Here is a 17362-nt window from a genome sequence, read left to right as displayed (position 1 = left end):
ACAGCATGACTGACACGGCGACTATGCAAAGCACCATAACTATTCACCCTGCTGATAATGTCGCCGTGGCACTGCGCGATCTCACCTGCGGAGAAATTACCGACACTGGCGCTGCTTTGCTGCAAGAGGTGGTGCGCGGCCACAAGTTCGCGCTGCGCCCGATTGCCGCCGGGGAGCACATCATCAAGTACGGCTTGCCGATTGGTCATGCGCTGGTGGACATCGCCGCCGGAGAACACATTCATTCGCAGAATGCTAAAACCAACCTCAGCGATCTCGACGCCTATCAGTACCAGCCGGAGTTCGCCGCCGTGCCTGAACAAAAGGGCGATCGCGAGGTGCAGATCTATCGCCGCAAAAACGGGCTGGTCGGCATTCGCAACGAGCTGTGGCTGATCCCAACTGTCGGCTGCGTGAATGGCATCGCCAAGCAGATTCAGCAGCGTTTCCTCAAAGAAACCCAGCAGGCGCAAGGCATCGACGGGGTTTACCTGTTCACTCATCAGTTGGGCTGTTCGCAGCTCGGCGATGACCATATCAACACCCGCACTATGTTGCAGAACATGGTGCGCCACCCCAACGCGGGCGCGGTGCTGGTGATTGGTTTAGGCTGTGAAAACAATCAGGTGGACGTGTTCCGCGACACCTTGGGAGAAGTCGATGAAGCTCGCGTGCGCTTTATGGCGTTGCAGAAATTCGATGACGAAGTTGAGGCGGGCGTCGCACGTTTGCACGAGCTTTACGCCGTGATGCGCAGTGACCAGCGCCAGCCGGGCAGGCTGAGCGAGCTGAAATTCGGCTTAGAGTGCGGCGGGTCTGACGGACTGTCGGGCATCACCGCCAACCCGCTGCTCGGGCGTTTTTCGGATTACACCATTGCCAACGGCGGCACCACTGTGCTGACCGAAGTGCCGGAAATGTTCGGCGCAGAGCGCATTCTGATGAGCCGCTGCCGTGACGAGGCGACTTTCGACAAAACCGTCAGCATGGTGAATGACTTCAAACAGTATTTCATTTCCCACAACCAGCCGATTTATGAAAACCCGTCGCCGGGCAACAAGGCGGGGGGCATCACTACCCTTGAGGAGAAGTCGCTGGGCTGTACGCAGAAAGCCGGGCATAGCCAGATTGTCGACGTGCTGAAGTATGGCGAACGCCTGACCGCGCACGGCCTGAACCTGCTGAGCGCGCCGGGCAATGACGCCGTCGCCACCAGCGCGCTGGCCGGGGCAGGCTGCCACATGGTGCTGTTCAGCACCGGGCGTGGCACGCCTTATGGCGGATTTGTGCCGACGGTAAAACTGGCGACCAACAGCGAACTGGCGGCCAAAAAGCCGCATTGGATCGACTTCGACGCGGGGCAGCTGATCCACGGCGTGAGCATGGATCAGCTGCTGGACAGCTTTGTGGATCTGATTGTGAAGATTGCCAGCGGCCAGCAGACTAAGAACGAGCTGAATGATTTTCGCGAGTTGGCGATTTTCAAAAGCGGCGTGACGCTGTAAACGTCAGAGAGAACATGAGAGAAGGATCGGCCAGCGCCGATCCTTTTTTGATCAATCCAGCTTCAGCGGCGGCAACTGGGCAAAGATGCTCAGCAAACCTTCCCCCCAGCCTTTACGGATCATGTCGAAATAGGGATGTTCCTCCGTGACGCGGTACTGCTGCGCGGTGCTGAAACTGTCGGTCGGGTAGATCATCACGTCCAGCGGCAGGCCCACGGACAGATTACTGCGCAGGGTTGAGTCCATCGAAATCAGCGCGCACTGCATGGCCTGCTCCAGCGGCGTGTTATAAGTCAGCACGCGGTCGATAATCGGCTTACCGTACTTGCTTTCTCCCACCTGAAAATAGGGCGTGTCGTGGGTCGCTTCGATGAAATTGCCCTGCGGATACACGTGGAACAGCCGCAGCCCTTCACCCTTAATCTGCCCGCCTAACAGCAAGTTACAGCTGAAATCGGTCATACCGCCCTGATTGGCGCCGCTGTCGCGGGCAATCACTTCTCTTACCGTTTCCCCCAGCAGGCTGGCGGCGTCGTACATCGACTCCACGTTGAGCATATTCTCGCGGTCGGGGTCCAGACAGCGGCGGTGCAGCAGGCTGATGATGCTTTGTGTGGTCGCCAAATTTCCGGCACTTTGGATAACCAGCATCCTCTCATCGCTTTGATGAAAAACATGCAGTTTGCGGAAGGTGGAGATGTGGTCCACCCCGGCATTGGTGCGCGAATCTGAGACAAAAACCAGACCAGAGGACAAGCGCATGGCCACACAGTAAGTCATCGAAATCTACCTTTTCAGTAAGTCAGGGTCATTGGGGAATATCGAGCATTTGCACCGCCGCGACGGTATGCATATCTTCGCACCCTCCGCCTAACCGAACGCCACGCACCGGGCACGCATCAAGATAATCGATACCAATGGCGAGTTTCAAATGCTGATTAGGCTGGCAGGTATTGTTAGTCACGTCGAAGCTCTGCCAGTGTCCGTCGAGCCAGGCTTCGGCCCAGGCGTGCATCGCCACGTGGGTAGAATCCTCGGTGTAGAGATAGCCACTGACGTAGCGCGCCGGGATGCCCAAGCTGCGGCAGCAGGCGAGGAACACGTGGGTGTGGTCCTGACACACCCCCTGCTGGGCGGAAAACGCCTGCGAGGCGCTGTCTTTCACCGTGGTGGTGCCGGGGCTGTAAGGCATTTTCATCAACAGTTCGCCCATTAAGGCGCGCAGGCTTTCATGCTGGGCCTGCGGGCGATAATAGCGGCTGGCGAAGTCGCGGATCGCGCCGTCAGCCTGCGTTAGCGGGCTGGTGCGCAGGAACACCAGCGGCGATAAATGGCCGCAGTTGTCATCCTCCACGTTGTCTTCGATTTCCACCACGCCGTTAGCTTCAATGGTGATAGCCTGATGCGGCTGGTCCAGCGTCAGTACGTGCAGCACATTGCCATAGGCGTCCAGCGTGCGGGTGGCGAACTCCGGCAGGGTTAAATCCCACGACAAAATCTTCTGATGGCTGGAGTCCTGCGGGGTGAGGCGCAGATACTGAGTGCTGCGTTTCACCTGCTGCGCATAGGTGTAATGCGTCTGATGACTGACATTAAGCTTCATTATTGGGCCTCCAGATAAGTGTGGTGAATGCTTTCGGCGATGGCACTGGTTTGGCTCAGGAATTGCGCCAGCCATTCGCGCAGGCCCACCTTCAGAATGTCGTCCAGCGTGCTGAAACGCAGTTCGGCGTGCAGGGTGTGGACCAGGCGGCGCGGCAAGTTGCCGGTGCGGCCACCAATCAGCTCCAGCTGTTCGGCCATGATCTCCACGCAGGCCAGCAACGAGCGCGGCAGTTCGCGGCGCAGGATCAGCAGGTCGGCGATGGTTTCGCGGCTGATTTGCTGCTTATAAAGAGTATGGAAAGCCTCGCGGGCGCTGACCGCGCGCAGCAGGGTGTCCATCCGGTAATACTCGCGCACCGGGTCTTCATCGGCATCGAGCAGCTGGTTTTTGGCGTCCAGCAGCCGCGCCGTGCTGTCGGCGCGCTCGAGCATGGTGCCAAGGCGGATAAAATAGAGCGCGTCGCTGCGCAGCAGAGTGCCAAACATAGCCCCCCGAAACAGGTGCGAACGCTCCTTCACCCAGTCGAAAAAGGCGTCTGCGCCGACCGACGCCACGCCTTGACGGCGGATCTGCTTCATCTCAATCCACGAGGCGTTGATGCTCTCCCACACCTCCGACGACAGGCTGCCGCGCACCGCGTGGGCGTTGTTCCACGCCATCTGCATACAGCTGAAGATGCTGCTGTGGTTAAGGCTGTCCAGCGCGAAGAAGGTGAGCAGGTTGCCCATAGTGACCTGCGGATAATTATCGCTGAACAGCTGCCGGGTGCCGGTGAGGGTCAGCGGCACCAGTAAATCGTTCCGCTCATCTTCCAGCTGGGATTTGTCGCGAATCGACATCATCGACAGCTTGTTGGTGACGTCGAGCAGGCGGGCAATGTTCTCGGCGCGCTCCAGATAGCGCGCCATCCAGTACAGCTCGCTGGCGGTTCTGCTTAGCATGCGTCATCCTCCGCAACCTTGCCGTTGGCCGGCTCATCCTCTAACACCCAGGTGTCTTTGGTCCCGCCGCCCTGCGACGAGTTGACCACCAGCGAACCTTCAGCCAGCGCCACGCGGGTTAGGCCGCCGGGCACCAGACGGATTTCCGCGCCGGTCAGCGCAAAGGGGCGAAGGTCGATATGGCGCGGGGCCAGCCCGTTGCCGACAAAGGTCGGGCAGGTGGAGAGCGCCAGCGTTTCCTGCGCGATGTAGTTCTGTGGGCGAGTTCTGAGCAGTTCGCGGAAACGTTCTATCTCGACTTTGCTGGCGGTTGGCCCTATCAACATTCCGTAGCCGCCCGCGCCGTGAACCTCTTTCACCACCATTTTTTCCAGATTCGCCAGCACGAAGCTCAGGGCTTTTTCGTCTCGGCACTGCCACGTCGGCACATTATTGAGGATCGGATCTTCCGCCAGATAGAAGCGAATCATCTCCGGCACATAAGGGTAGATGGACTTGTCGTCGGCGACGCCGGTGCCGATAGCGTTCGCCAGCACCACGCCCCCGGCGCGATAGACCGACAGCAGCCCCGGCACGCCGAGCATGGAGTCAGCGCGGAAGGCCAGCGGGTCGAGGAAGGCGTCATCAATGCGGCGGTAAATCACGTCGATTTTGCACGGGCCGGAGGTGGTACGCATAAACACCGCGCCATCTTTGACAAACAAATCAACGCTTTCCACCAGCTCGACCCCCATCTGCTGGGCGAGGAAGCTGTGCTCGAAATAGGCGCTGTTGAAACGCCCCGGCGTCAGCACCACCACGGTTGGGTCATTGACCGGCGTGCTTTCACGCAGGGTTTGCAGCAGGTGGGAAGGGTAGCGCGACACCGGCGCGATGCGCTGCTCGGCGAACAGTTCGGGATAGAGCCGCATCATCATTTTGCGGTTTTCCATCATATAAGAGACGCCGGACGGCGTGCGCAGGTTGTCTTCCAGCACGTAATATTCGCCATCGCCGCCGCGCACCATGTCGGTTCCGGCAATGTGTGCGTAGGTGTTGCGATGCAGATCTACCCCCTGCATGCAGGGCTGATACTGCTCGTTAGCGAGCACCTGCTCGGCAGGCACGATGCCCGCCTTAAGGATCTTCTGGTCATGGTAGATGTCATGTAGAAAAGCATTAAGTGCCTGAACGCGCTGGCGAATGCCGAGATCTAACATCTTCCATTCATTGGCTGGAATGATGCGCGGCACGCTGTCGAACGGGATCAGCCGCTCCGCGCCGTCATCTTCGCCATAAACATTAAAGGTAATCCCCACCCGATGAAACAGCAGCGCGGCTTCCTCCTTCTTGCGCTGTACGGCCTGTTGATCTGCCTGCTGTAACCATTGCCAGTAAGCTTGATAGTGGTCGCGGTGTTGCCCCTGCGCCATTAACATTTCATCAAAAAAGGGTGAATCAGAAAGCTCAATATTAATCATGTTCACCTCACTGACAGGACGGGCTGCTTCATTGTTTTTCAATACGCATTAGTGATCAGGCATAAACCATGCCAGCGTGCAAAAACCGTAGAAAACTCAGTGGAAAGAGGCTATTTCGCGCTATTTCAGTGCGCCAGATAAGGCGGCTGCCTGAATACAGGGCAGAAAACGGGCAGATGTCTTAAGTATGGTCGGTGATGAGGCAATAACAATGTGGCGGGAAATGGGGCAGAAAAAGGCATAAAAAAGCCAGCCCGCAGGCTGGCTATTGCACCGCGCTCGGGTCGAATTAACGACGAACGGCGATGGCTTCGATTTCGATTTTCACGTCTTTCGGCAGACGAGCCACTTCAACGCAAGAACGTGCCGGGAATGGCGCGTTGTGCTCGGTGAAGAAAGCTTCGTAAGTGGCGTTAACCGTGGCGAAGTCATTCAAATCTTTTACGAAAACGGTGGTTTTCACGATGTCTGAGACTTTCAGGCCAGCGGCTTCCACGATCGCCTGAACGTTGACCAGAGACTGACGCGCCTGAGCGGCGATGTCATCGGCAACCGCACCGGTTTTTGGATCAACCGGGATCTGGCCGGAAGTGATGATCATGCTGCCAAGATCAACGCCCTGAACGTAAGGACCGATAGCTGCTGGTGCATTTTCAGTGCTGATTTCGCGGGACATAGTGTCTCCTGATTTATGTGATAAGGAAGGATAGCTTGCCGACAGTATAAAGGGCGCAGATGAAAAGTCATTACGCCCGATCACGTCACGGCTTATTCTTCGCTGCTCATCACCACCTGATGCTCGAACTCTTTCTCGCAATATTTGCATTGCAGGTGCACTTCGCTCTGGCGCTGCTTGACGCTAAAGCTCGAGGCCACCGGCTCAGAGCGGCTGATGCAGTTGCTGTTCGGGCAGTGCAGCACGCCGTCGATACGGTCCGGCAGGCTTGGGGTCAGCTTCTTCACCACTTCATAATCGTCGATGCGGTTCACCGTGGCTTTCGGCGCGTAGACCGCCAGCTGGTTGACCTGCTGCTCGGTCAGGAAGGTGTTTTCGATTTTAATAATGTCTTTGCGGCCAAGCTCGTTCGACGGCAGATTCAGGCCGATGGTGATGCGCTGGTCGGTTTCAGTCAGCTTAAACAGCGACAGCAGCTTGAAGCCTACCTGAGCCGGAATATGGTCGATTACGGTGCCGCATTTGATGGCTTCAACCTGAAGTTTATTATCGTGAGTCATGTTGTTATCTCCTCAAGTTTAGTGGGCAGTGTCGGCGTTAAGAACCAGTGCCAGCAAGGCTTGGCGGGCATAAATGCCGTTACCGGCTTGCTGGAAGTACCAGGCGTAAGGGGTTTTATCGACGTCGGTGGTGATTTCGTCAATGCGCGGCAGCGGGTGCAGCACTTTCAGATGTGGCTGGGCACTCTGTAGGTCATTGGCGCGCAGGATGAACTGGGCTTTGACGTTGGCGTACTCCGACGGGTCCAGACGCTCTTTCTGCACGCGAGTCATGTAGAGAATATCCAGCTCCGGCACCACTTCGTCGATGCTCTGATGCAGGCTGTACTCAATGCCTTTCTCTTCCAGCAGGGAGAGAATGTAGCCCGGCATGGCCAGCGCGTCCGGCGCGATAAAGTAGAAACGGTTGCCTTTGAATTTCGCCAGCGCCTGCGCCAGCGAGTGGACGGTGCGGCCATATTTCAGGTCACCGACCATGGCTATTTTGATGTTGTCCAGGCGACCCTGAGTTTCGCGAATGGTGAACAGGTCGAGCAGGGTCTGCGTCGGGTGCTGGTTGGCACCGTCGCCGGCGTTGAGGATGGGAATGCCGCCGGAGAATTCAGTGGCTAAGCGCGCCGCGCCTTCCTGCGGGTGGCGCATGACGATGGCGTCCACGTAGGTGCCAATCACCGATATGGTGTCGGCCAGCGTTTCGCCTTTCTTGCCGAGCGACGTGTTGGAACCGTCGGCAAAGCCAACTACTGAAGCGCCCAGACGATGGATTGAGGTTTCGAACGATAAGCGCGTGCGGGTCGATGCTTCGAAGAAGCAGCTGGCAATCACTTTATGCTTCAACAGTTCAGGCTGTGGATTGGCTTTCAGGCTGGCCGCGGTGTCGAGCACCAGTTCTAACTCTTCACGACTGAGATCGTTAATCGAGATGATGTGTTTTTGGTACAGCGGATTAGCCATGACGTATTTCCTCAGCAGTTAGGGTTCTTAACCTCAAATTCTGGACAAAAAAAAGCCCCTTCAATGAGGGGCTTTCAATAATTCAGCAATGCAACGGAAGAACAACGGCAGCGGGCTGCCTTCAGGTACGGCGTGTTGAGCATGTTTTTTAACATCACAAACCTGACAATTGTTCATGGGTTCTCCCGGCAAATTGTGGCGCATTATACGCGCAGATTTTCGTGCTGCAAGCGAAAATCGGCCTGAATCGATTCTAAAAGCAAACGATTGGCAGCCCACTTACCGTTTGAAGATTTTCATTCTCCAGCGACGCATGCGGCCCAGACGCTCCGGCGCCTTCAGCTTATGCTTGATCCACACCACCTGCCACGGCTGGAGGCGGGTTTGGCCGTCAAACGGCACATCGGCAATCAAGTCCTTGCCTTCAATTGCCAGTTTCACCACCTGCGTTTGGTCGCTGATATTGAACACGCAGGTGATTTTGTCTTCCGTCAGCGGGTCATAGCGCTCCATCGCAAACAGCGATTTGCCCATATCGAATACCCGCTGCCCGGCCTGTGGCGAGAAGGCCGGATGGGCGCGACGATGCTTAATAAGATTACTCAGCCCGTAAAACACTCTCGCGCTTAGGCTGTCAGTTTTTTCTAGCCCGGCCTCGACGTCGTCTAGCTTGAGCTTCTTGCGGTTAATGCGGCGATTCAGCCCCGACTGGTGCATACCCTCGAGGTCATTTTCGCTGCCCAGCAGGCTGTGAATATAGATGGCCGGCACGCCGATGAAGGAGAGCAGCAGGGCCTGCGCCGCGAGGAATTTCCGCGCTTTGGTGTCGACGTCGTCATCCGGCTCGGTCAGGGCGCTGAGGAAGTTGATGTTCAACTCGTAGGGCGAATGGGTGCCGTCGCCGTTGTCCTTGTAGGAGACGCGCCCCTCTTTGCGCAAGGTTTCTTGCGCCATGTATTTGCGCTCGTCGTCGCTGAGGAAGGTTTCCGTCGGGCGTAGCCCAATGCCGTCGTGGCTGGCTAAAAAGTTGAAATAGGTGGTTTCCGGGTAGCGCGCCTCGGCGTTGAGGCTTTGCGCCCACTGGGTCAGCGTGGTGGTGTCCTGACGCAGAAAGGCGTGCAGCGTCAGCGGCGGCAGTGGGAACTGATACACCATGTGGGCTTCGTCGCCCTCGCCAAAGTAGCTGATGTTCTCGTGATGCGGCACGTTGGTTTCGGTGATGAGCCGCGTGCCGGGGATCACTTCATCCAGAATGGTGCGCCACACTTTGATGATGTTGTGCGCCTGCGGCATATGGATACAGCGAGTGCCGACCTCTTTCCAAATGTAGCCAATGGCGTCGAGGCGAATCGACTGCCCGCCGCTGGCGGCGTATTGCAGCAGCACGTCGATACTTTCCAGCAGCACCTGCGGGTTTTTGAAATTGATATCGACCTGATCCTCGCTGAAGGTGGTCCACAGATACAGCTCGGTGCCGTCGGCTTTGATAAACGGCGTCAGCAGCGGCAGGGCGCGGGGGCGTACCACGCGGCTGTAATCCAGCTCCGGGTTGGAGTCGATAAAGTAATCTTTGTAGTAAGGATCGTCGTGCAGATAGCCCTTCATCCAGTCGCTGGATCGCGAGATGTGGTTGATCACGCAGTCAAACATCAGGTTGAAGTGGGAAGAGAGCTGGTGGATGTCCTGCCAACCACCCAGATTTTCGTCAATCCGGCGATAGTCGATGACGCTGAAACCATCGTCCGAACTGTAGGGGTACATCGGTAAGATGTGGATATCACTGATGATTTCGCGCAGATACTTGTCGGCAAAATGGTTCAGGGTCGCCAGCGGTTTCTGCTCGCCGTGGCTGATATTGTCGCCATAGGTGATGAGGTAAATGTTGGTGCCATCAACCCAATCCTGAGTGCGGTGTTTGCCGTAATTCCATTTTTCGGCCAGTTGCAGGATCTGTTTCAGTAAATCGGCAATGTGTTCTCTGGGATAGATCCGGCTCAGTAAACTTTCCAGTCGCAGGACATATTCCAAATTGACTGATTTCATATCGTTTCCCTTTTCTTTATCACTCCAAAAGATGGCAAAAGAAGCGGCGCATAATGAAAAGGTTAGTTGAAAACGGGGCGTTCAGGCGGGGATTAGCCGTGAAAAACTGCAATGTTGTGTAAAAGGGTATGTGCGAAGCTGGAGGAAATAACCTGACGCGCGATGATTGTCGCGTCAGGCAGAAGGCGAATCAGAGTGAACCAAGAGTGGCGACCATCACTGCTTTGATGGTGTGCAGGCGGTTTTCAGCCTGATCAAAGACCACGCTGTGCGCCGACTCGAACACTTCGTCGGTCACTTCCATCCCGCCGTGCAGGTTGTACTCTTCCGCCATCTGGCGGCCGAGGGTAGTCTGGTCGTCATGGAAGGCGGGCAGGCAGTGAAGGAATTTCACCTGCGGGTTGCCGGTCAGGGCCAGCATGGCGCTGTTCACCTGATAGTCACGCAGCAGGCTAATGCGTTGTTTCCACGTCTCTTTTGGCTCACCCATTGATACCCAAACGTCGGTATAGAGGAAATCCGCGCCTTTCACGCCCGCCGCAATGTCTTCGGTTAGAGTGATGTTGCCGCCGTTTTCCTGCGCCAGCTTCTTACAGGTTTCCACCAGCTCGGCTTCAGGCCAGCAGGCGGTCGGCGCGACCAGACGGAGGTCCAAACCGCAGAGCGCGGCGGCTTCCAGCAGGGTATTACCCATGTTGTTGCGCGCGTCGCCCAGATAGGCCAGCGTCATTTGTGACAGAGATTTGCCCGGCAGATGCTCTTGCATGGTCAGCAGGTCGGCCAGCAGCTGAGTCGGGTGAAATTCCGTCGTCAGGCCATTCCACACCGGCACGCCGGAGAACTCCGCCAGCGTCTCAACTTTATCCTGACCAAAACCGCGATATTGAATACCGTCATACATTCTGCCCAGCACGCGGGCGGTGTCTTTCATTGACTCTTTGTGACCAATTTGGCTGCCACTTGGGCCGAGGTAGGTGACGTTAGCACCCTGATCATAGGCGGCAACTTCGAAAGAGCATCGGGTGCGGGTTGAGTCTTTTTCGAAGATGAGCGCGATGTTTTTCCCTTGCAGATGGGCTTTTTCGCTGCCGTTTTTCTTAGCGGCTTTCAGCTCGGCGGAGAGCTGGAGAAGGGATGAAATCTCCGACGGGGTAAAATCCAGTAACCTGAGAAAATGACGTTTACTCAACAGACTCATGGTGTTCCTCTCCAATGCCTTTGCATTCTTTAGTGAATTAAAATTCAATTTATATGTATGAATATGCAATTACAACCCCGTCGTTAAAACTTTATAGTGGAGGCTGGCCCCGCGCTGTGTGAAAATGGTCTAGAGAAACGTCACATTGATTGAGGACAGAGGCATGGCAAATCGTGAATTGCTAGAAGAACAGAGTGAAGAGACCCGCTTAATCATCGAAGAGCTGCTGGATGATGGCAGCGATCCAGACGCGCTTTACACCATCGAACATCACTTATCTTCTGATAAGTTTGAAGATTTGGAGAAAGCCGCGGTTGCCGCTTTCAAACTGGGTTATGAAGTTAATGACGCAGAAGAGTTGGAATTAGAAGACGGTTCAACCGTGATGTGCTGTGACGTGATCAGCGAAATTGCGCTGAACGCCGAACTGATTGATAAACAGGTTGAGCAGTTGATGGACCTGGCCGAAGCCCACGGCGTTGATTACGACGGTTGGGGCACTTACTTCGAAGGCGACGACGAAGATGAGGACGGCGAAGAAGGTGATGAAGAAGATTTGGTTGATGAAGATGATGACGGTAAGCGTCATTAATAACTAACTCTATCAGTAAGATAGGGTTTTGATCCTCCCCTTGAACTAAGGGGAGGATAAGCCCAGCTTGCAATTCCGTGCTTTAAATCATTCCGCGCTTTAAATCTCGTTATTACGCACTAACTCCGCAACCAGATCGTTTACGCCGTCACTCATATTTTTAAACTTGGTTAACTCGCTGCGCGTCACTACCACGAACACGCCTACGCCGCGCTGAGGCACCATCGCCACATAAGTAATAAAGCCACCGCCACCGCCGGTTTTCTGAATAATGCGCGGTAACAGCGGCGTCGGCGCCATCGTCACCCAGCCCATCCCCAGAGAGTCGGCCATGCCCGGCACGTCCATGCCTTTTAGCGATACCAAATCAGTACGCTTAAAGTACATCTTCTGCGCCATTTCGGCGGTCAGGGTTGGCTTGCCGAGTGGTGAAGGCAGGAACTGACGCATCCAGCGCGCCATATCGGCCGGGGTCGAGTAAATCCCGCCGCTGCCCGCCGCCGCCGTGGTATTCAGGCACGGGCTTGGGCGCAGGCCGGACATCAGGCGAGCACACTGGCTGGCGTTTGGCGTCAGCGTGGTGTCGACCATGCCCAGCGGCTGGGTTATCTGTTCGCGCAGCAGCTGGGTGTAAGGTTTGCGCGCCGCGTTGGATAGGGCATCAGCCAGCAGGTCAAAGGCTAAGTTGGAATAGGCCGCACGCGCGCCCGGAGGCGTGGTCATTTTGGCGACTCGCAGCCACGCCCAGCGATCGGCCTTGGTCGGCCAAGTAAACACCGGGCGATTTGGCGCGCCGCCCGGCTGCTCACGCGGCAGGCCGCTGGTGTGAGTGGCGAGATTAAGCAAGGTGATTGGCGTGGAGCCGCTATAGGAAGGCACCGCTTTGCCGCCGGAATATTTGCGCAGCGGGTCGTTAATCTTGACGGTGCCCTGCTGCGACAGCTTCACCAGCACTTCGCTGGTCATCAGCTTGGTCAGCGAGGCAATTCGAATCACGGAGTCTTCGCGTGGACGAACGTCTGAGCCGGGGCGGGTTTCGCCAAAGCTGCGGAAAACTTGTTGGTTATTATCGACAACCACCAGCGCCATTCCCATCGCGCCGCTGCCGTAGAAGATATGTTCGGCATAGTCATCAACAACTTGAGAAGCCAATCGGGCGTTTTTCGCCTGGCTCAACAGCGGCGTGCTGGCAAAGGCCAGAGCCAAAAGTGAGAGAGAAATTTTTTTCAGCAAACCGGTATCCATCAACTAGGCAGAGTATTCATTCGGAATTTGTATACTAATGCGAAGTTTCTGAAACGGCATGGGAAAAAAGCGCCCAATTGGCAAAATGTTGTAAGAAATCTCCTTTATCTGGTCATTCCGGTTGCGGCGCGTGTTTTTCGCGCACCAGCAGCATGGCTCCGATTCCCACCAGCGTGATGATCGCCGCGAAGTAGAAACCGGCGTTGAGTGAGCCCGTGCGGTCGGCGATAAAGCCGGTCACGTAAGGGGCAAAAATCGATGCCGCCATGCCAAAGAAGTTATACAGGCTGAAGGCGGTGCCGAGGGCTTTCTTCGGGGCGTTATCCGCGACCAGTGCCACCAGAATCGGGTTCAGGCTGATTTTTCCGATAAAGCCATACAGCACCAGCACGACGATCAGCATGGTTTCCGAGGTGGAATAGACAATGCCGAACAGCGCCAGCAGCGAGAGCGGCAGCATGCACAGCACCACCGGCTTTCTGCGTCCCAGCTTGTCCGAGGCGTAGCTAAAAATCAGCGTCCCGAGAATCGAAATCCACGGCACAATCGACGCAATATTACTGGCGCGCGCCATGTCCATTCCGCGCTCCTGCTGCAAGTAGTAAGGCAGCCAAGAGATGATCACAAAGAAGCCGTAAATCGAGCAGAAAATGGTGATGTAAGCGAGGATCAGGTTGCGATTTTTCAGCAAATCCATAAAACGGAACGGCGGTTCCTGCTCGGCGGCCTGTACGGCTGCGGGCGCGGCGACCGGCGGGCGTTTATGGATAACAAACAGCATCAACAGCGCCACCACCAGCACCGGCAGGGCGATGATCACAAAGGGTAATTTCCAACCAGTATGGAAATGATTCACCGACACGCTAGACAGCTGATAGCCCAGCGCAATACCAAAGGACATGCCGCTGCCAATTACCGCGCTACCCAGCGTCAGCCATTTCTTCGGAATGGCTTCCGAAGAGAGCGCGTACTGCGGGCCGTAATAGACCCCTTGCGCCGCGCCGGTCAGCATCCACAGCAGGATAAAGCCTAAGAACCCCGGTGAAATGCTGATAGAAGCAATAAAAACGGCGAACAGCATAAAGCCGGTGACTAAGACTTTTTTGTGGCCCAGCCGGTCGCCGAGCAATCCGGCGGGAACCTGTAGCAGGGTGTAGGCCAAGAAGAACAGGCTACTGATGATGCCCAGCTCGGCCTGATTCAGCCCGTATTCGTCCTGAATCATCGGCATTAGCGGGCTGAGAACCGAGCGTCCGGCGTAGATAACCACCCAGCCGAAGAAGAAGATAATCACCAACTGGATCCAGTAGGGGAACCGGCTGGCGTGCGCGTTTTTTTCCATGATGTGTGCCTCAAAAGTTCAAATGCTTCAACGTTGAAAGGCCGGTGAGAAATCGCTCTCCGCCGGCCTGATTTTTGCGGCTGTAACCAGCCTGCTTCAGTGTTTTGGGTGGATTAGCGGGCGGGGTGGATCAGGGTTCCCGCGCTGCCGTTCAACACGGCATCAATGTCTTTGAGCGCGCCAATGTGCGCCTCTTTACCTGAGCGTTCGACAAAGCGGCTCACCGCCATGATCTTCGGCCCCATTGAGCCGTCCGGCACCGCCAGCGGAGCCAATTGCTGCGGCGTGGCGCTGCGAATGGCCTGCTGGCTTGGCGTGCCCCAGCCGGTATACACCGCGTCGGCGTCGGTCAAGATGACCAGATGGTCAGCATCCAGCGCTTCGGCCAGCAGCGCCGCGGCGAGATCTTTATCAATCACTGCCTCAACGCCCTGTAACCCCTGCTCGGTCGCCACCATCGGAATGCCGCCGCCGCCGCTGCAAATCACCACCTGATTTTTCGCCAGCAGCGCGTGAACGGCTTCTATGTCCAAGATCTGCTTAGGCTCGGGGGAAGGCACCACGCGGCGCAGATGCTCGCCGTCCATCTTCATGGTCCAGCCATACTGCTGGCGCAGGTGCGTCTCTTCCTTCGGGGCGTAGACCGGGCCGATAAACTTGGTTGGCTGCTGGAAAGCTTCATCGTCACCGTCCACCAGAATGCGGGTCATCAGGGTGGAAACCGCCTGCTGGGGGTGAGACGCGGAGAGCTTTTGCGCCAGCATGTAGCCAATCATCCCTTGGGTTTCCGCCACCAGAATATCCAGCGGATAGGGCGGCACGTCGCGATAGTTGAGATTCTGCAAGGCCAGCAGGCCGACCTGCGGGCCGTTGCCGTGGACAATGGCAATGCGGTATTTCTTGGCTAACTCGCCAATCGCATCGGCAATCAACGCAATGCTCTTATATTGATTTTCAGCAGAAAGCACCGCGCCGCGTTGCAACAGGGCATTCCCGCCTAAAGCGATAACCAAAGTTTCCATGTTCAGTTCTCTAGTGTGTTGAATCACAAGTAAAAACCACGCTTTCAGCAGGCCGCTAAGTGCGGCGAAGTGCTGACTGAGTGAAGTTGATTAATGGTTTGCGCCGCCAGCCAGATGCCCAGCAGCGCGTCCGCGCCCGAATAGTGGCCGACACTCAGCAGGTCGCGCACGGCGGGGAGTAAGGTCTGTGGAGCCAGTAGCCCGTGGGCGATAGCCAGCAGCGGCGAGGAGAAAATCCCCCGCGCGGCATAAGCCAGATAGTGATGACTCACTAACGTGGTCAGCCCGGCCAGTGGCTTGCTGTGCGCAAAAAAGGTGACAGCTGGCTGGGATTAACGCGGCTGTCGCAGTAGGCGACCAGCAGCATGCCGACCAGCGTGTCGTCGTTGCTTGGCGTGAGGCCTGGCCCCTTGCCGATAAACGCCGTCCAGTCCACTTCGCCGCCCAGCAGCCAGTCCGCAAATTGGCGCTGCATTTGCTGTAATTCGCCGACGGCGGGTAAAGCCACTAGCGCGTCTAACCCGCCAAACAGGCCGGTTTGCGCTGGCGAACAGCGTAGGGTTTGGCGCAATGTTTGCGTGGTCACCAGCCCCGGCTGGCTCAGCGTTAAGTTGCGCTGGAGGCCGATATTTTTCACCCGCAGGCCATCAATCAATAAGCCTTCGGCATCAAAATGGAGCTGTTCGGCCCCTTGCAGCTGGTCAGCAATCAGGTCGAAATCCGTTTCATCCACCACCCATCCCATCGGGCTGAGGCCGTGCCCGCTGCGGTGCAACGTCAACAGCTGATGGCGCGGAGGTAAGAAAGTTCATCGCGTTGTTGAACAAGCCGGCGCGGCGCAACGGACCATAATCACAGGTGGCGTGAGCGCTGGAAGAGAGAACGATGCAAACCATGGTGGCTCCTGATTGCCCGACGGCTCCGCCGGGCAAAGTGGCGTGAAGGGTTACGCGCTGATACCAAGCTTCTCGGCTAAGGCTTCAATGGCTTTTTCGAAGCAGGCGAGCGGTGGGCGAACTGTCCCCGCGCCAATCTGACCGACGCCCGGCGAGCGGTGTGCTATCCCGGTGTTGATCAGCGGCGTGATGCCGGTTTCCACCACGCGGCGAGCGTCCAGACCTAAACAAGCACCTTGGAAGTCCCACGTCGGGATTTGCAGCATCATGTTGCGTTCGAGGAAGATTTCGGCCATCTCTTCGGAGACGTCCAGCGCCGCGCCCATGCCGCCCGCCGCGCCAACAAAGCGCGTCACGCCCGGCGCTGCGACCATGGCCGCGCCGCCGATACCAAAGGTTTCAGTGATAGCGCTGTCGCCGATGTCAGGGTTGGCGTCGGCTTGGCTGTAGCCTGAGAAGAACAGGCCTTCCGGCGTGTTAACCGGCGCAGTGAACCACTGGTCGCCCATGCCACTGATTTTGATACCAAAATCTTTGCCGTTGCGGGTCATGGCGGTGACGATGGTGCCTTGTTTGATTTCGGCCCCGGCATCCATGGCGGCTTTGCAGTAGGCCATCGCCAGGTTGAGGAAGAACTGATCGGTAATGGCAAGGAAGGAGAGCACGCTGGTCAGCTCGCTTTGCGGGCGATCCAACTGGGCGATTTTCGGAGCCAGCTGGCGCATTAACAGCGCGGAGGCGGCGATATTACGCTGGTGGAATTCATCCCCCATGGTGATAGCCTGCGCCATCACGGCGGTCAGGTCGATGCCGCCATCAATGTGGCTTAGAACCTCTTTCAGCACCGGAGCCAAGGTGTCGCGCATCCAGCGCAGGCGCTCCTGCACGTCAGGGCCGTACGCGCCGAAGCGCATCACTTTACCAATCCCTTCATTCATATTGCAGAACGCCAGATTGCCGTGAGTGTGGTTTTCCACTACCAGCATCGGCATATGGGCTGAAGTGATGCCGCCCATCGGGCCAACGGCGCGCACGCTGTGGCACGGAATAAATTCAATTTCGCCGTTTTCCAGCAGGGCCAGCGCCTGCTGTTCATTTTCGGCCCAGCCTTCAAATAGGCAGCAACCAATACAGGCGCCGCGCACCGGGCCGCTCATGTCTTGCCAGACCACCGGCGGACCGGCGTGCAGTAGCTTGCGACCTTGCTGTAATACCGGCACCACTTCCTGCGCCGGTTTGACGTCACACCAGTGTGGACGGGCTTCGCGGATCCGCGCAATTACGGCTGCATTGGCTTCATTAATAGTTGTAGTCATGTGATC

17 protein-coding genes are annotated in these 17362 nt (G+C 56.8%); 2 read left to right on the top strand and 15 right to left on the bottom strand.

What is annotated here, in order from left to right; genetic code table 11:
* Positions 1 to 23 precede the first annotated feature (23 nt).
* Positions 24 to 1505 carry a UxaA family hydrolase gene (locus ACT3RT_RS11280; protein ID WP_496202994.1) on the top strand — a complete coding sequence of 494 codons (1482 nt, stop codon included), beginning with the start codon at positions 24 to 26 and terminating at the stop codon, positions 1503 to 1505.
* 51 nt (positions 1506 to 1556) lie between these two features.
* Here the strand turns inward: ACT3RT_RS11280 and ACT3RT_RS11275 are convergent, their stop codons facing one another.
* From ACT3RT_RS11275 to argF, 9 genes are all read right to left on the bottom strand, one after another.
* Complete coding sequence (locus ACT3RT_RS11275) at positions 1557 to 2285, bottom strand: proteasome-type protease (protein WP_486031464.1); 729 nt, start codon at positions 2283 to 2285, stop codon at positions 1557 to 1559.
* A 28-nt stretch (positions 2286 to 2313) separates the two neighbouring features.
* The gene (locus ACT3RT_RS11270) at positions 2314 to 3108 is read right to left on the bottom strand and encodes a transglutaminase family protein (RefSeq protein ID WP_034786809.1); all 795 of its coding nucleotides are present in this window, start codon (positions 3106 to 3108) and stop codon (positions 2314 to 2316) included.
* Positions 3108 to 4052: an alpha-E domain-containing protein gene (locus ACT3RT_RS11265; RefSeq protein WP_486031463.1), complete on the bottom strand. Its 945-nt coding sequence runs from the start codon at positions 4050 to 4052 to the stop codon at positions 3108 to 3110. The genes ACT3RT_RS11270 and ACT3RT_RS11265 overlap by 1 nt, the downstream gene beginning before the upstream one ends.
* Positions 4046 to 5512, bottom strand: a complete 1467-nt coding sequence (locus ACT3RT_RS11260) for a circularly permuted type 2 ATP-grasp protein (RefSeq protein WP_496202993.1) — start codon at positions 5510 to 5512, stop codon at positions 4046 to 4048. The genes ACT3RT_RS11265 and ACT3RT_RS11260 overlap by 7 nt, the downstream gene beginning before the upstream one ends.
* A 289-nt stretch (positions 5513 to 5801) precedes the next feature.
* A complete protein-coding gene (gene ridA / locus ACT3RT_RS11255) occupies positions 5802 to 6188 on the bottom strand; it encodes a 2-iminobutanoate/2-iminopropanoate deaminase (RefSeq protein ID WP_034786820.1) in 387 nt (128 codons plus the stop codon).
* Between the two features lie 92 nt (positions 6189 to 6280).
* Positions 6281 to 6748, bottom strand: a complete 468-nt coding sequence (pyrI, locus tag ACT3RT_RS11250) for an aspartate carbamoyltransferase regulatory subunit (RefSeq protein ID WP_034786823.1) — start codon at positions 6746 to 6748, stop codon at positions 6281 to 6283.
* An 18-nt stretch (positions 6749 to 6766) separates the two neighbouring features.
* The gene (pyrB, locus tag ACT3RT_RS11245) at positions 6767 to 7702 is read right to left on the bottom strand and encodes an aspartate carbamoyltransferase (protein WP_034786826.1); all 936 of its coding nucleotides are present in this window, start codon (positions 7700 to 7702) and stop codon (positions 6767 to 6769) included.
* A gap of 279 nt (positions 7703 to 7981) precedes the next feature.
* The gene (locus ACT3RT_RS11240; RefSeq protein ID WP_496202992.1) at positions 7982 to 9745 is read right to left on the bottom strand and encodes a sugar phosphorylase; all 1764 of its coding nucleotides are present in this window, start codon (positions 9743 to 9745) and stop codon (positions 7982 to 7984) included.
* Between the two features lie 190 nt (positions 9746 to 9935).
* Positions 9936 to 10943, bottom strand: a complete 1008-nt coding sequence (gene argF, locus ACT3RT_RS11235) for an ornithine carbamoyltransferase (protein ID WP_486031460.1) — start codon at positions 10941 to 10943, stop codon at positions 9936 to 9938.
* Positions 10944 to 11106: 163 nt separating this feature from the next.
* On the opposite strand from argF, the gene rraB reads away from it, so the two are divergent.
* Positions 11107 to 11535 (top strand): ribonuclease E inhibitor RraB, encoded by a 429-nt coding sequence (gene rraB, locus ACT3RT_RS11230; RefSeq protein ID WP_034786830.1) that lies wholly within the window; start codon positions 11107 to 11109, stop codon positions 11533 to 11535.
* A 99-nt stretch (positions 11536 to 11634) separates the two neighbouring features.
* Here the strand turns inward: rraB and ampH are convergent, their stop codons facing one another.
* The 6 genes from ampH to ACT3RT_RS11200 all read right to left on the bottom strand — a co-directional run bounded on the left by ampH (position 11635) and on the right by ACT3RT_RS11200 (position 17356).
* Complete coding sequence (gene ampH / locus ACT3RT_RS11225; RefSeq protein ID WP_496202991.1) at positions 11635 to 12780, bottom strand: D-alanyl-D-alanine-carboxypeptidase/endopeptidase AmpH; 1146 nt, start codon at positions 12778 to 12780, stop codon at positions 11635 to 11637.
* A gap of 112 nt (positions 12781 to 12892) precedes the next feature.
* Complete coding sequence (locus ACT3RT_RS11220; protein WP_496202990.1) at positions 12893 to 14122, bottom strand: MFS transporter; 1230 nt, start codon at positions 14120 to 14122, stop codon at positions 12893 to 12895.
* Between the two features lie 113 nt (positions 14123 to 14235).
* Positions 14236 to 15144: a carbamate kinase gene (locus tag ACT3RT_RS11215; protein WP_353500815.1), complete on the bottom strand. Its 909-nt coding sequence runs from the start codon at positions 15142 to 15144 to the stop codon at positions 14236 to 14238.
* Between the two features lie 44 nt (positions 15145 to 15188).
* A complete protein-coding gene (locus tag ACT3RT_RS11210) occupies positions 15189 to 15416 on the bottom strand; it encodes an oxamate carbamoyltransferase subunit AllH family protein (RefSeq protein WP_496202989.1) in 228 nt (75 codons plus the stop codon).
* An 8-nt stretch (positions 15417 to 15424) separates the two neighbouring features.
* The gene (locus tag ACT3RT_RS11205; protein ID WP_496202988.1) at positions 15425 to 15925 is read right to left on the bottom strand and encodes an oxamate carbamoyltransferase subunit AllH family protein; all 501 of its coding nucleotides are present in this window, start codon (positions 15923 to 15925) and stop codon (positions 15425 to 15427) included.
* Positions 15926 to 16090: 165 nt separating this feature from the next.
* Positions 16091 to 17356 carry a YlbE family protein gene (locus tag ACT3RT_RS11200; protein ID WP_353500817.1) on the bottom strand — a complete coding sequence of 422 codons (1266 nt, stop codon included), beginning with the start codon at positions 17354 to 17356 and terminating at the stop codon, positions 16091 to 16093.
* Positions 17357 to 17362: the final 6 nt, after the last annotated feature.

It is taken from the genome of Ewingella sp. AOP9-I1-14, from assembly GCF_052375995.1.
Taxonomy (GTDB): domain Bacteria; phylum Pseudomonadota; class Gammaproteobacteria; order Enterobacterales; family Enterobacteriaceae; genus Ewingella; species Ewingella allii.
Note: the sequence above shows the minus strand (reverse complement) of the source record. Positions and strands in the feature narration are given on the sequence as shown.